The organism is Aeromonas sp. 30P, from assembly GCF_051919805.1.
In the GTDB taxonomy this organism is placed as follows: Bacteria; Pseudomonadota; Gammaproteobacteria; order Enterobacterales; family Aeromonadaceae; genus Aeromonas; species Aeromonas veronii.
This window is the reverse complement of sequence record NZ_JBQBEA010000001.1, coordinates 2,501-15,350: the sequence shown is the minus strand read 5'-3', so window position 1 is coordinate 15,350 and position 12,850 is coordinate 2,501. Positions and strand designations below refer to the sequence as shown.

General features: G+C 58.4%; 10 protein-coding genes, 1 tRNA gene, 2 rRNA genes and 1 pseudogene (1 of these 14 only partly in view). All 14 read right to left on the bottom strand.

Annotated elements, in window-relative coordinates:
- Window positions 1-47 precede the first annotated feature (47 nt).
- The gene (gene hemB, locus ACTG2B_RS00080) at window positions 48-1,064 is read right to left on the bottom strand and encodes a porphobilinogen synthase (protein WP_439994991.1); all 1,017 of its coding nucleotides are present in this window, start codon (window positions 1,062-1,064) and stop codon (window positions 48-50) included.
- Window positions 1,065-1,067: 3 nt separating this feature from the next.
- On the bottom strand, window positions 1,068-1,853 hold the full coding sequence (locus tag ACTG2B_RS00075) for a TatD family hydrolase (protein WP_213388182.1): 786 nt from the start codon (window positions 1,851-1,853) through the stop codon (window positions 1,068-1,070).
- A 188-nt stretch (window positions 1,854-2,041) separates the two neighbouring features.
- Window positions 2,042-2,797 (bottom strand): twin-arginine translocase subunit TatC, encoded by a 756-nt coding sequence (tatC, locus tag ACTG2B_RS00070; RefSeq protein WP_040098487.1) that lies wholly within the window; start codon window positions 2,795-2,797, stop codon window positions 2,042-2,044.
- The gene (gene tatB, locus ACTG2B_RS00065) at window positions 2,794-3,258 is read right to left on the bottom strand and encodes a Sec-independent protein translocase protein TatB (RefSeq protein ID WP_110304509.1); all 465 of its coding nucleotides are present in this window, start codon (window positions 3,256-3,258) and stop codon (window positions 2,794-2,796) included. Before tatB ends, tatC begins: the two co-directional genes overlap by 4 nt.
- Window positions 3,259-3,261: 3 nt before the next feature.
- Entirely contained in the window at window positions 3,262-3,513 is a 252-nt protein-coding gene (gene tatA / locus ACTG2B_RS00060; protein WP_005339385.1) for a Sec-independent protein translocase subunit TatA, read from the bottom strand.
- Between the two features lie 42 nt (window positions 3,514-3,555).
- A pseudogene (gene ubiB, locus ACTG2B_RS00055) lies at window positions 3,556-5,195 on the bottom strand (ubiquinone biosynthesis regulatory protein kinase UbiB).
- The gene (locus tag ACTG2B_RS00050) at window positions 5,195-5,803 is read right to left on the bottom strand and encodes a ubiquinone biosynthesis accessory factor UbiJ (RefSeq protein ID WP_439994990.1); all 609 of its coding nucleotides are present in this window, start codon (window positions 5,801-5,803) and stop codon (window positions 5,195-5,197) included. Before ACTG2B_RS00050 ends, ubiB begins: the two are co-directional and overlap by 1 nt.
- An 8-nt stretch (window positions 5,804-5,811) precedes the next feature.
- Window positions 5,812-6,564 (bottom strand): bifunctional demethylmenaquinone methyltransferase/2-methoxy-6-polyprenyl-1,4-benzoquinol methylase UbiE, encoded by a 753-nt coding sequence (ubiE, locus tag ACTG2B_RS00045; RefSeq protein ID WP_005342396.1) that lies wholly within the window; start codon window positions 6,562-6,564, stop codon window positions 5,812-5,814.
- 65 nt (window positions 6,565-6,629) lie between these two features.
- Window positions 6,630-7,007, bottom strand: coding sequence for a fluoride efflux transporter CrcB (gene crcB / locus ACTG2B_RS00040; protein ID WP_005339378.1), 378 nt, complete (start codon window positions 7,005-7,007; stop codon window positions 6,630-6,632).
- Between the two features lie 95 nt (window positions 7,008-7,102).
- Window positions 7,103-8,368 (bottom strand): cytosine deaminase, encoded by a 1,266-nt coding sequence (locus ACTG2B_RS00035; protein WP_439994989.1) that lies wholly within the window; start codon window positions 8,366-8,368, stop codon window positions 7,103-7,105.
- Window positions 8,362-9,606 carry a cytosine permease gene (gene codB, locus ACTG2B_RS00030; protein ID WP_204419948.1) on the bottom strand — a complete coding sequence of 415 codons (1,245 nt, stop codon included), beginning with the start codon at window positions 9,604-9,606 and terminating at the stop codon, window positions 8,362-8,364. Before codB ends, ACTG2B_RS00035 begins: the two co-directional genes overlap by 7 nt.
- 251 nt (window positions 9,607-9,857) lie before the next feature.
- Window positions 9,858-9,933: transfer RNA gene (locus ACTG2B_RS00025), tRNA-Thr, on the bottom strand.
- Between the two features lie 46 nt (window positions 9,934-9,979).
- A 5S ribosomal RNA gene (gene rrf, locus ACTG2B_RS00020) occupies window positions 9,980-10,094 on the bottom strand.
- A 124-nt stretch (window positions 10,095-10,218) separates the two neighbouring features.
- Window positions 10,219-12,850, bottom strand: a 23S ribosomal RNA gene (locus ACTG2B_RS00015); it runs 258 nt beyond the window's last position.

The window sequence follows — 12,850 nt, the reverse complement described above, 5'->3', positions numbered from 1 at the left end:
GAGGGGGAGCCATCGGCTCCCCCTCTCGTTTATCTCTTCAATCCGGCTTAACGGGCATCTTCCTTCAACCACTGCGCCACGCGCTTGGCGAAGTAGGTGAGAATGCCATCGGCACCGGCCCGCTTGAAGCAAAGCAGAGACTCCATGATGGTCTCCTTCTCTTTCAGCCAGCCGTTCTGGATCGCCGCCATGTGCATGGCGTACTCGCCGCTGACCTGATAGGCGAAAGTCGGCACGCCGAACTGATCCTTCACCTGACGAACCACGTCCAGATAGGGCATACCCGGCTTGACCATCACGCTGTCGGCCCCTTCCTGAATATCCAGCGCCACTTCGTGCAGGGCTTCGTTGCTGTTGGCCGGGTCCATCTGATAGGTGGCCTTGTTGCTCTTGCCGAGGTTGCCGGCAGAACCGACCGCATCGCGGAACGGGCCGTAGTAGCAGGAGGCGTACTTGGCGGAGTAGGCCATGATCTGGGTGTTGATGAAGCCGTTCTCTTCCAGCGCCGCGCGGATGGCGCCGATGCGGCCATCCATCATGTCGGACGGCGCGACTATATCGACCCCAGCTTCGGCGTGGGAGAGTGCCTGCTTGATCAGGATCTCGGTGGTGATGTCGTTCAGCACATAGCCTTCGTCATCGATGATGCCATCCTGCCCGTGGGTGGTGAACGGGTCGAGTGCCACGTCGGTGATCACCCCCAGCTCCGGGAAGCGAGCCTTGAGGGCGCGCACGGTGCGCTGGGCCAGCCCGTTCGGGTTGTAGGCCTCTTCCGCCATCAGGCTCTTGCTCTCCAGCGGGGTGACCGGGAACAGGGCGATAGCGGGCACGCCCAGCGCCACCAGCTCGGCGGCTTCCTCCAGCAGCAAATCGATGGAGAGACGATCCACCCCCGGCATGGAGGGAACGGCTTCCCGACGGTTCTCCCCCTCCAGCACGAACACCGGATAGATGAGATCGTTGACGGTCAGTACGTTCTCGCGCACCAGACGACGGCTGAAATCATGTTTGCGCAGACGGCGCAGGCGGCGGCCCGGAAAGGCGCCCGGAAGAGTTGTAGCCATGAATCACTCCTGGAGAGGAAGTTGGAAGAACGCGGCGGAGGTGGCCCGGGTATGGGCCAGCAAGGCCTCGGGCGCTTCACCACGACAGGCCGCCACCACCTGGGCGATGTGCGGCAAAAAAGCGGGTTCGTTGCGTTTCGGGCGCGGTTTCAGATCCCGCGGCACCAGATAAGGGGCATCGGTCTCGATCATCAGCCGACCGGCCGGAATACGGGCCACCTGTTCGCGCAGCAGCTGACCGCGGCGTTCGTCGCAGAGCCAGCCAGTCACCCCGATATGCAGACCCAACGCCAGACACTCGTCCAACTCCTCGTCGGAGCCGGTGAAGCAGTGCAGCACGGCTCCCGGCAGTTTCGGCAACCAGGGACGGAGGATCTCGATAAAACGGGCGTGGGCATCGCGGCAGTGGAGAAACACCGGCATCCGGAGCTCGGCGGCCAGTGCCAGCTGGGCGTCGAATACCGCATCCTGCACCGGGCGGGGGGAGAAGTCGCGGTTGTAGTCGAGGCCGCACTCGCCAATAGCCACCACCTGCGGCAACGCCGCCAGTTCGCGCAAGGCGGGCAGGGTTGTCTCGTCGACACTCTTGGCATCGTGAGGGTGTACCCCGGCGGTGGAGAAGCAGTAGCCCGGCCAGCGGGCGGCCAACTCAGCGCTCTCGCGGCTGCCAGCCAGATCGGTACCGGTGAGGATCAGCGCCTCCACTCCGGCGGCACGGGCGCGGGCCACCAGCTCAGGCTGTTCACCGACGAACTGGCTGCTGGTCAGGTTTAAACCGATATCGATCATGGAATGAGACGTTCCGAACAAAAGGAATACATATCAGGTATTCGAAAACCATCTACCGAATGGGGTCTTACCATACGCCTCGAACGGGAGCATGGAAAGAGGAAGGGAGCCTCAGCTCCCCTCGTTCTGCTATTCCTGCGGACTTCGTCATCCTCTCACCGTCCGGCGAACAGGTGACGAACAGAGCCTCAGCTCTCCACATCCGGTTGTTCCTGTTGCTCTTCATCCTCTTTCTTCACGTAGAAACGGGCGAAGAACAGACCTATCTCCCACAGCGCCCACATCGGAATGGCGAGCAGGGTCTGGGAGAAGACATCAGGCGGCGTCAGCAGCATGCCGACCACAAACACCCCGACGATGACGTAGGGACGTTTCTCCTTCAGGTTTTGCGGTGTGGTCACGCCAGTCCAGCAGAGCAGTATGGTGGCCACCGGAATTTCGAACGCCACCCCGAACGCGAAGAACAGGGTCAGTACGAAGTCCAGATAGCTGGCGATATCGGTAGCCACCGTCACCCCTGCGGGTGCGGTACTGGTGAAGAAACCGAACACCAGCGGGAACACCACGTAGTAGGCGAACGCCATCCCCGCATAGAACAGCAGGGCACTGGAGACCACCAGCGGCATGATCAGGCGCCGTTCGTGCTGGTACAGACCGGGGGCGATAAAAGCCCAGGCCTGATAGAGCAGATAGGGGATCGCCACGAAGAAGGAGACCACCAGCGTCAGCTTGATCGGCGTCAGGAAGGGGGTCGCCACATCCGTCGCGATCATGCTGGTCCCTTCCGGCAGCTGGCTGAGCAGCGGCTGGGCCACGAAGTCGTAGATGTTGTTGGAGAAGTAGATCAGCGCCAGAAACACCACGAGGATGGCGGTAATGGAGCGCAGCAAGCGGGTTCTCAGCTCAACCAGATGGCTGATCAGGGGTTGTTCGGCCTGACTCATGACTTCACCTCCCCTTTTACTGCGGAGTCGCTGACCGGCACCAGCTCGCTCTCCCGCTGGCTGTTGACCGGCGGCACGTCGTGGCTCAGCTGCACCGCAGGCTCAACCGGCGTGGCAGGCTCAGCCTGGGCGACCGGCTCGGGGCGTGGCGGACGGATCTCGTTCTCCACCTGATAGGGGCGATTGACCGACTGGGCCGCCGCCTTGAGCTGTTCGATGGACTCCTGCAGCTCGGGGCTCAGGTTGCTCATCTGCAACTGTTCGGCCTTCTTGAGGTCGTTATGCAGCTCTTGCAACTTGAGCTCCTGCTCCAGCTCGGACTTGACCGAGTTCGCGGTCGAACGAATGAGGCGGATCCAGTGGGTAGCCGTGCGGATGGCAACCGGCAGCCGCTCGGGCCCCAGTACCACCAGTGCTACCACACCGATAACGACCAGCTCCCAAAAACCGATATCGAACATGGCTTAGGCCTGGTCTTTGTCTTTCTGCTTGGCGGTCTCACTGCTCTGAGTGGCCGCTTCGTTCAGCTGTTTCGGGGGAAACTCGGCATCTTTCTGCTCGGCCTTGGCATCAGCCGGCTCGTCGGAGAGGGCTTTCTTGAACCCTTTGACCGCCGCGCCCAGATCACCGCCAATGCCGCGCAGTTTCTTGGTACCGAACAGCAGCACGACGATGACTGCAATGATCAACAATTGCCAAATACTGATACCACCCATGATTTTCTCTCCAGAACAGGCGCCTGACGGCGCGGTTGTTGATTAATGGGAACGGGTTCGCAACCAGCCGACCAGCCAGCAGAGGGCTGCACCGGCGAGACTGGCTTGTCCCCACTCAATATGTTGTTTTTGGGTCAGCAAGAATACACCCGCCAATAGCAGGCTGGCTCCAACCCCTAAGAGGTAGCGGGCCTGCCCCTGCCGACGGCTGTGACGGCGGAACTCGGCAAACATCTGGTCGAAATGACGCTGCTGATGACGGGTCTGGCGCAGGGTCTCATAGACCAGCTCCGGCAGCTCCGGCAGCTTCTCCGCCCAGAATGGCGCCTTCTCCTTGATGGCGTTCAATACCGACTTTGGCCCCACCTGTTCGTGCATCCAGTTCTCGAGGAACGGCTTGGCGGTCTGCCACAAATCGAGCTGCGGGTAGAGCTGACGCCCCAACCCTTCCACATAGAGCAGGGTCTTTTGCAGCAGCACCAGCTGCGGCTGCACCGTCATATGGAAGCGACGCGCGGTGTTGAACAGGTTGAGCAGCACGTGACCGAACGAGATCTCGGAGAGCGGCTTCTCGAAGATAGGCTCCAGCACGGTGCGGATGGCAAACTCGAACTCGTCCACCTTGGTGTCTGCCGGTACCCAGCCCGACTCCACGTGCAGCTCCGCCACCCGACGATAGTCTCGGTTGAAGAAGGCGAGGAAGTTCTCCGCCAGATAGCGTTTGTCTTCCCGATTGAGGGTACCGACGATGCCGCAGTCGATGCCGATCCAGAGCGGGTTTTCCGGATGTTCGTAAGAGACGAAGATGTTGCCCGGGTGCATATCGGCATGGAAGAAGCTGTCGCGGAACACCTGGGTGAAGAAGACCTCTACTCCGCGCTCGGCCAGCAGCTTCATGTTGGTGCCGTTGGCTTCCAGCGCAGGAATGTCGGAGACCGGAATACCGTAGATGCGCTCCATCACCAGCACCTGCTCGCGGCAGAGGTCGGTGATGATTTCAGGCACATAGAGCGCCTCGGAGCCGGTGAAGTTGCGGCGTAGCTGGATGGCGTTGGCCGCTTCGCGCATCAGATTCAGCTCGTCGAGGATAGTCTTGCGATACTCCTCCACCACCTCGATGGGGCGCAGCCGCGCGCTCTGGGGCGCGAAACGGGCCACCAGACGGGCCAGCGTCTGCATCAGCCGCAGGTCGGCTTCGATGACCGGCTCGATGTCGGGACGGATCACCTTGATGACGATCTCGCGGCCACTCTCCTTCAAGCGGGCGGTATGCACCTGGGCGATGGAGGCAGACGCCAGCGGCGTCTCGTCGAAGTCGTCAAACAGGGTTTCGATGGACAACCCAGGCTCAGCTCGATCTGCTGGCGCGCCGCCTGACCACAGAAAGGGGGCACCCTGTCCTGCAGCAGGGCCAACTCCTCGGCAATGTCCGGCGGCAACAGGTCGCGGCGGGTCGAGAGCATCTGGCCAAACTTGATGAAGATGGGGCCAAGAGCCTCGAAGGCGAGGCGAATGCGGGCACCGCGGCTGAGATCCGGTTGTTTGTTCTTGAGCCAGAACAGGGAGCGACGGGCCAGACGACCCGGCCAGGGTTGATAGCGGGCGGGCACCAGTTCGTCGATGCCCTGCTCCAGCAGGATGGTGATGATGCGATAGAGGCGTTTGAACTCCTTCGGGGTCATCAGGTCACCTGCTGTTCGAAGCGGGCCAGCCGCAGTTCGACGGCCTTGAGCTGCTGGGCCAGCACCTCGACGTCATCGTTGAAACTCGCCACTTCCAGCGGGCCGGGGGCGAGGCGGGCCTCTTCGGTCAGATATTCCGCCAGCTGGCTGCGGGTGCGGCACAGTTCGCGGCCGACCAAACGGCGCGCCTGACGGGCACCACTGAACAGGATATGGGCCAGCACGTCGCCGGTATAGCGCGACAGCTCCTCTTCCCAGTCAATATCCAGCTCGCCCAACAGCACGCTGAATGCCTGTACCAGCTGGGGATCACCGCTCAGATCCAGCTTCTCCTCGCGGATATAGCGGGTCAGGGCGGAAGGGTCTTTCAGCAGACCGAGGGCGGTCAGGGAGAGACTGAGCACCGCATCGGCCTCCCCTTCATGCAGGGCCAGCACATCCAGTCGACGCTCGGAGAAGACGAACCAGAGCGGCTTGAGTTCACGCAGCTCCAGCTTGAGCACCTTGCCCACCAGTTTGCGCAGCCGCTCCGGGCTCTGTTTGTCCAGCGCCAGCAACTGGTTGAGGCTGGTTTCGATCACCGCGGTGACCATGGCATCCATCGGCATAGGCAACCTTAAAACTTGTAACCGCGGTGCAGGGCGACCACACCCTGAGTCAGATTGAAGTACTCCACCTGCTCGAACCCGACATTTTCCATCATGCCAGCCAGGGTCTGCTGATCCGGGTGCATGCGGATGGACTCTGCCAGATATTTGTAGCTTTCACTGTCGTTCGCGACAATTTCGCCCATTTTCGGCAGCAGTTTGAAGGAGTAGAGATCATAGAGCTTGGCGATCACTTCGCTGACCGGCTTGGAGAACTCCAGCACCAGCAGACGGCCACCCGGCTTGAGCACCCGGAACATGGAGGCGAGCGCCTTGTCCTTGTCGGTGACGTTGCGCAGGCCGAAGCCGATGGTAATCACATCGAAGTGGTTATCCGGGAAGGGGAGCGCCTCGGCATTGGCCTGCACGTAGGAGACGTTGTTGGCGACCCCCAGATTGCGCAGCTTGTCGCGGCCCACTTTCAGCATGGAGTCGTTGATATCTGCCAGCACCACCTGACCGGTCTCGCCGACGATACGGGAGAACTTGGCGGTCAAGTCACCGGTACCACCGGCCAGATCCAGCACCTTCTGGCCCTTGCGCACACCGGAACAGTCGATGGTGAAGCGCTTCCACAGGCGGTGGATGCCGAACGACATCAGATCGTTCATCAGATCATACTTGGCTGCCACCGAATGGAAGACACCTGCTACCAGAGTTTCCTTCTCGGTCGCGGCCACGGTTTTAAAGCCAAAATGCGTTGTCGTTGCTTGTTCTGACATCCCTTAAACACCCATAGAGCAAAGAATGGCCGCCAGTTTACCAGAGCCACTGGCGTCCGGACACCTTAAACCCGGCTCGCAACCAACTGCATGCCCAGCACCACCATGGCCAGACAGAGGAAGAGATTGAGACCGATATTGAGCAGCGCTTTCAGATAGGCCCCATGTTGAGCCAGCACCACCGTATCGAGGGCAAAGGAAGAGAAAGTAGTCAGGGCACCGAGGATCCCCACCATCAGCAGCGGCTTCATCGGGTGTTCTACCACATGACCATGACTGATGAGGGCGAATGCCACCCCCATGATGAAAGAGCCCACCACGTTGACCACCAGAGTCCCGTAAGGAAAGTGGCGCCCCAGCAGCAAGGCCATCAGTTCGGCAATTCCAAAACGAAGGCAGGCGCCGATGGCGCCCCCTGCAGCAACATAGAACCAGGTTTGCATGGTGTCACTCCCTCAGGGTCAGGCCGCCATTATGTCGCAATGGCGGCCCTTGTGCCCAGAGGCGGAACTAATCGACATCCAGCCTGATTGAAATCTCAGCGGCGAAAATCGATCGGCTCGGGCTGACCCAGCACGATTTCGGTCTGGGCCGGGCGGGTCTGGGCAATCACCTTGCCGTGGCGGACCGAGTAACGCACCGGCACCTGACGGCGCACCGCATCGAAGCCGTTCTCGGCGGGCAGGACCAACAGGTTGGCCGGTTTGCCCACTTCGATACCATAGCGATCCTGCACATTCAGGGTGCGGGCGCTGTGGCTGCTGATCAGCTTCAGACCGTCGTTGATCTGCTCGTAACCCATGATCTGGCAGACATGCAGCCCCATGTGTAGCACCTGCAACATGTTGGCGGTGCCCATGGGATACCAGGGGTCGAACACGTCATCGTGACCGAAACAGACGTTGATGTTCGCCTCCAGCATCTCCTTCACCCGGGTAATGCCGCGGCGTTTGGGATAGGTATCGGTCCGCCCCTGCAGGTGAATGTTCACCAGCGGATTGGCCACAAAGTTGATGTCCGCCATCTTGAGCAGACGGAACAGGCGAGAAGCATAGGCGCCGTTGTAGGAGTGCATGGCGGTGGTGTGACTGGCCGTCACCCGATGGCCGATACCTCTCTCGTAGGCCAGGGTTGCCAACGTCTCGATAAAGCGGGACTGCTCGTCATCGATCTCGTCGCAGTGCACATCGACCAGAACCTGATACTTCTCCGCAAGATCGAAGATGTAATGCAGACTTTCGACCCCATATTCCCGGGTAAACTCGAAATGGGGAATAGCACCGATCACATCGGCCCCCAGCTTGAGCGCCTCCTCCAGCAGTGCCTTGCCGTTGGGGTAGGAGAGGATCCCCTCCTGCGGGAAGGCGACGATCTGCAGCTCGACCCACTCCTTCATCTCCTCCCGCACCTCCAGCATCGCCTTGAGCGCCACCAGATTGGGGTCGGAGACATCGACATGAGTACGCACAAACTGGATGCCGTTGGCGATCTGCCACTTCAGCGTCTGGATGGCACGCTGTTTAACATCCTCATGGGTCAGCAGCGCCTTGCGCTCGGCCCAGCGCTCGATCCCCTCGAACAGAGTGCCGGAGAGATTCCAGCTCGGCTCGCCCGCCGTCTGGGTGGTATCGAGGTGAATGTGGGGTTCGATAAAGGGGGCAATCGCCAGACCGCCCTCCCCGTCCAGCACCCGACCGGCGACGGCATGTTCGTCATGGGGTTCGATGGCGGTGATGACCCCATCCTGACAGCGGATCTGCCAAAACCCTTCCCGATCGGCCAAACGAATATGTTGAATCAGCATTTGTTAGCTTCCTGTACCAGAATCGGCCGCTGGGTGAGGCGAACCAGAATGAAATAGGTGAAGGCGGCGCCCAATACCGCGTTGAGTGGCACTATGCCCGGCAACCACTTGCCGACAGCCACCCCGACTGCCGTGGCGACCAGCGCCTGCCAGCGCACCGTCTCGAACTGCTGATCGGCAAATTGACGGTAACGCTCACGATTGAGCAGGAAATCCATGATGATAATGCCACCGATCGGCGGAATTGCCGTACTCAAAAAGGCCAGCCAGCCGACAAAGTTGTTGTAAAGCCAGAGGGCGCAAGCCGTACCGATGAGGCCGTTGATCACGCTGAGGGGCTTGCTCTTGAGACCGGTAATATTGGCAAAACCGAGGCCGGAGGCGTAGAGCGCGTTGTCGTTGGTGGTCCAGATATTGAGGCCCAGCACCAGAATGGCGGGGATCAACAGCCCCTGCATCAGCATCACTTCCGAGATATCGGCCTGCCCCGTTACCGCCGCACCAGCTGCACCGAAGACGAACATTAGCGTGTTGCCCAAAAAAAACGCCACCATGGTAATCATGACGGCGCCCCAGGGTTTGCGACCAAAGCGGACAAAGTCGGCGGTCAGGGTTCCTGCACTGATAAAGGAACCGACTACCATGGTCAACGCCGTGGTGAACTCGATGGGATTGCTTGGTTGTACCTGCTGCAGTGCAGCCATGCCACCGGTCGAGGTCACCGCCAGCCAGACCGAGTAGCCACCGAGCAGGGCGATAGCCGGTACGGCCACAAAGCTCAGCACCATCAGGGCGGAGATCCCGAAGTAGACGGTTACCGTCATCAACATGCCCGAAATGGCGATCAGCCAGTTCACATCGATCCCAGTCGCCTTCTGTACCGGCAGGGCAAACATCGCCACGCCCACGCCAAACCAGCCGACCTGAGTACCGCCCAGCAGCAGGGATGGCAGCCAGGAACCTTTCACCCCAAAGGAGTAACGAGCCAGCAGATGGGTAGAGAGGCCGGTTGAGGCACCGATATAACCGAGACAAGCGGTGTAGATACCCAGCAACAAGTTGCCGATAAGTACCGCCTTGATGAAGTCATCGAATACCAGCCCGGTACCCAGCGCACCACCGGTCCACATGCTGGCAGAGAAGAAGGTCAGGCCGAGCATCACCAGCATCAGCGACAGCACACCTTTGCGCCCTTTGGCGGGTACCGCCCCCAAACAGTATTCGTTATCCTGCGCCATGCTCTCTCTCCACGTAATAGGCAAAACGCGCCGGATTTTACATGTAAAACGTTTTACGTCAATCAATCATGGTTAAATCTCTGGATAAAACCATCAATAACAGTCAAATGAGTAACCAATTGGGACTCAAATCAGCAGATAAACAGTGTCGGCTGCAAGCAGAGGGGGTTGCGGAATAGGGAATGTAAGGGGACATAAGAAAACTGACAGATGCAAAAAAGCCTCCCTTTTCAGGGAGGCTTTCTATTTAATGGTGCTGATACCCAGAATCGAACTGGGGACCTCATCCTTACCAAGGATGCGCTCTACCGACTGAGCCATATCAGCACACTAACCGGTAAAGACCACGCTGGGCGTAATCTTGAAATTGGGTGCCTGGCAGTGTCCTACTCTCGCATGGCGAATGCCACACTACCATCGGCGCTACCGCGTTTCACTTCTGAGTTCGGCATGGGATCAGGTGGTTCCACGGCGCTATGGCCGCCAGGCAAATTCTTAATCTAGAAAGCTGACGTGAATAACGACTTTGCTAGTTGCTTGTCATTATCACTGAATTAGTTAGTAGTTCGCTTGGTATTTGCTACAAGCCTTAGAACACTTCTTGGGTGTTGTATGGTTAAGCCTCACGGGTAATTAGTATGGGTTAGCTCAACACGTCGCCGCGCTTACACACCCCACCTATCAACGTTGTGGTCTCCAACGGCCCTTTAGGACCCTCAAGGGGTCAGGGATGACTCATCTCAGGGCTCGCTTCCCGCTTAGATGCTTTCAGCGGTTATCGATTCCGAACTTAGCTACCGGGCAGTGCCACTGGCGTGACAACCCGAACACCAGAGGTTCGTTCACTCCGGTCCTCTCGTACTAGGAGCAACTCCCTTCAATCATCCAACGCCCACGGCAGATAGGGACCGAACTGTCTCACGACGTTCTGAACCCAGCTCGCGTACCACTTTAAATGGCGAACAGCCATACCCTTGGGACCGACTTCAGCCCCAGGATGTGATGAGCCGACATCGAGGTGCCAAACACCGCCGTCGATATGAACTCTTGGGCGGTATCAGCCTGTTATCCCCGGAGTACCTTTTATCCGTTGAGCGATGGCCCTTCCATTCAGAACCACCGGATCACTATGACCTACTTTCGTACCTGCTCGACCTGTCCGTCTCGCAGTTAAGCTGGCTTATGCCATTGCACTAACCTCCTGATGTCCGACCAGGATTAGCCAACCTTCGTGCTCCTCCGTTACTCTTTGGGAGGAGACCGCCCCAGTCAAACTACCCACCAGGCACTGTCCGCGAGCCCGATTCAGGGCCCTGCGTTAGAACATCAAACATACAAGGGTGGTATTTCAAGGACGGCTCCAGCGCAACTGGCGTCACGCCTTCAAAGCCTCCCACCTATCCTACACATGTAGGTTCAATGTTCAGTGCCAAGCTGTAGTAAAGGTTCACGGGGTCTTTCCGTCTAGCCGCGGGTACACCGCATCTTCACGGCGAATTCGATTTCACTGAGTCTCGGGTGGAGACAGCATGGCCATGGTTACACCATTCGTGCAGGTCGGAACTTACCCGACAAGGAATTTCGCTACCTTAGGACCGTTATAGTTACGGCCGCCGTTTACCGGGGCTTCGATCAAGAGCTTCGCTTGCGCTAACCCCATCAATTAACCTTCCGGCACCGGGCAGGTGTCACACCCTATACGTCCACTTTCGTGTTTGCAGAGTGCTGTGTTTTTGATAAACAGTCCCAGCCATCTGGTCACTGCGACTCCCAACTGCTCCATCCGCGAGGGACTTCACTGTCAAGAGCGAACCTTCTCCCGAAGTTACGGTTCTATTTTGCCTAGTTCCTTCACCCGAGTTCTCTCAAGCGCCTTGGTATTCTCTACCCGACCACCTGTGTCGGTTTGGGGTACGATGACTTGTAATCTGAAGCTTAGAGGCTTTTCCTGGAAGCAGGGCATCAATGGCTTCCACACCGTAGTGTGTTCGTCTCGTGTCTCAGTGTTGTGTCTCCGGATTTGCCTAGAAACACCACCTACGCACTTTCACCAGGACAACCGTCGCCTGGCCCACCTAGCCTTCTCCGTCCCCCCATCGCAATTACAAGTCGTGCAGGAATATTAACCTGCTTCCCATCGACTACGCCTTTCGGCCTCGCCTTAGGGGTCGACTCACCCTGCCCCGATTAACGTTGGACAGGAACCCTTGGTCTTCCGGCGAGGAGGCTTTTCACCCCCTTTATCGTTACTTACGTCAGCATTCGCACTTCTGATATCTCCAGCATACCTCTCGATACACCTTCGCAGACTTACAGAACGCTCCCCTACCACTCATACATAAGTATGAATCCGCGGCTTCGGTGCCTGGTTTGAGCCCCGTTACATCTTCCGCGCAGGCCGACTCGACTAGTGAGCTATTACGCTTTCTTTAAATGATGGCTGCTTCTAAGCCAACATCCTAGCTGTCTGAGCCTTCCCACATCGTTTCCCACTTAACCAGAACTTTGGGACCTTAGCCGGCGGTCTGGGTTGTTTCCCTCTTCACGACGGACGTTAGCACCCGCCGTGTGTCTCCCGGATATTACTTACTGGTATTCGGAGTTTGCATGGGGTTGGTAAGTCGGGATGACCCCCTAGCCCAAACAGTGCTCTACCCCCAGTAGTATTCGTCCGAGGCGCTACCTAAATAGCTTTCGGGGAGAACCAGCTATCTCCGAGTTTGATTGGCCTTTCACCCCCAGCCACAGGTCATCCCCTAACTTTGCAACGTTAGTGGGTTCGGTCCTCCAGTTGATGTTACTCAACCTTCAACCTGCCCATGGCTAGATCACCCGGTTTCGGGTCTACACCTTGCAACTAGACGCCCAGTTAAGACTCGGTTTCCCTACGGCTCCCCTATACGGTTAACCTCGCTACAAAATGTAAGTCGCTGACCCATTATACAAAAGGTACGCAGTCACCCCGAAGGGCTCCCACTGCTTGTACGTACACGGTTTCAGGTTCTATTTCACTCCCCTCACAGGGGTTCTTTTCGCCTTTCCCTCACGGTACTGGTTCACTATCGGTCAGTCAGGAGTATTTAGCCTTGGAGGATGGTCCCCCCATATTCAGACAGGATGTCACGTGTCCCGCCCTACTCGATTTCACATCAAGGTTGTTTTCGTGTACGGGGCTATCACCCTGTATCGCCGGCCTTTCCAGGACCGTTCCACTAACTTCCAAGATGCTTAAGGGCTAATCCCC

What these genes read in the sequence shown, in the direction of transcription:
- tatB (WP_110304509.1), bottom strand. Translation starts at nt 3,258, where the DNA reads ATGTTCGATATCGGTTTTTGGGAGCTGGTCGTTATCGGTGTGGTAGCA.
- ubiE (WP_005342396.1), bottom strand. Translation starts at nt 6,564, where the DNA reads ATGTCAGAACAAGCAACGACAACGCATTTTGGCTTTAAAACCGTGGCC.
- ACTG2B_RS00050 (WP_439994990.1), bottom strand. Translation starts at nt 5,803, where the DNA reads ATGCCGATGGATGCCATGGTCACCGCGGTGATCGAAACCAGCCTCAAC.
- crcB (WP_005339378.1), bottom strand. Translation starts at nt 7,007, where the DNA reads ATGCAAACCTGGTTCTATGTTGCTGCAGGGGGCGCCATCGGCGCCTGC.
- tatC (WP_040098487.1), bottom strand. Translation starts at nt 2,797, where the DNA reads ATGAGTCAGGCCGAACAACCCCTGATCAGCCATCTGGTTGAGCTGAGA.
- hemB (WP_439994991.1), bottom strand. Translation starts at nt 1,064, where the DNA reads ATGGCTACAACTCTTCCGGGCGCCTTTCCGGGCCGCCGCCTGCGCCGT.
- codB (WP_204419948.1), bottom strand. Translation starts at nt 9,606, where the DNA reads ATGGCGCAGGATAACGAATACTGTTTGGGGGCGGTACCCGCCAAAGGG.
- ACTG2B_RS00075 (WP_213388182.1), bottom strand. Translation starts at nt 1,853, where the DNA reads ATGATCGATATCGGTTTAAACCTGACCAGCAGCCAGTTCGTCGGTGAA.
- tatA (WP_005339385.1), bottom strand. Translation starts at nt 3,513, where the DNA reads ATGGGTGGTATCAGTATTTGGCAATTGTTGATCATTGCAGTCATCGTC.
- ACTG2B_RS00035 (WP_439994989.1), bottom strand. Translation starts at nt 8,368, where the DNA reads ATGCTGATTCAACATATTCGTTTGGCCGATCGGGAAGGGTTTTGGCAG.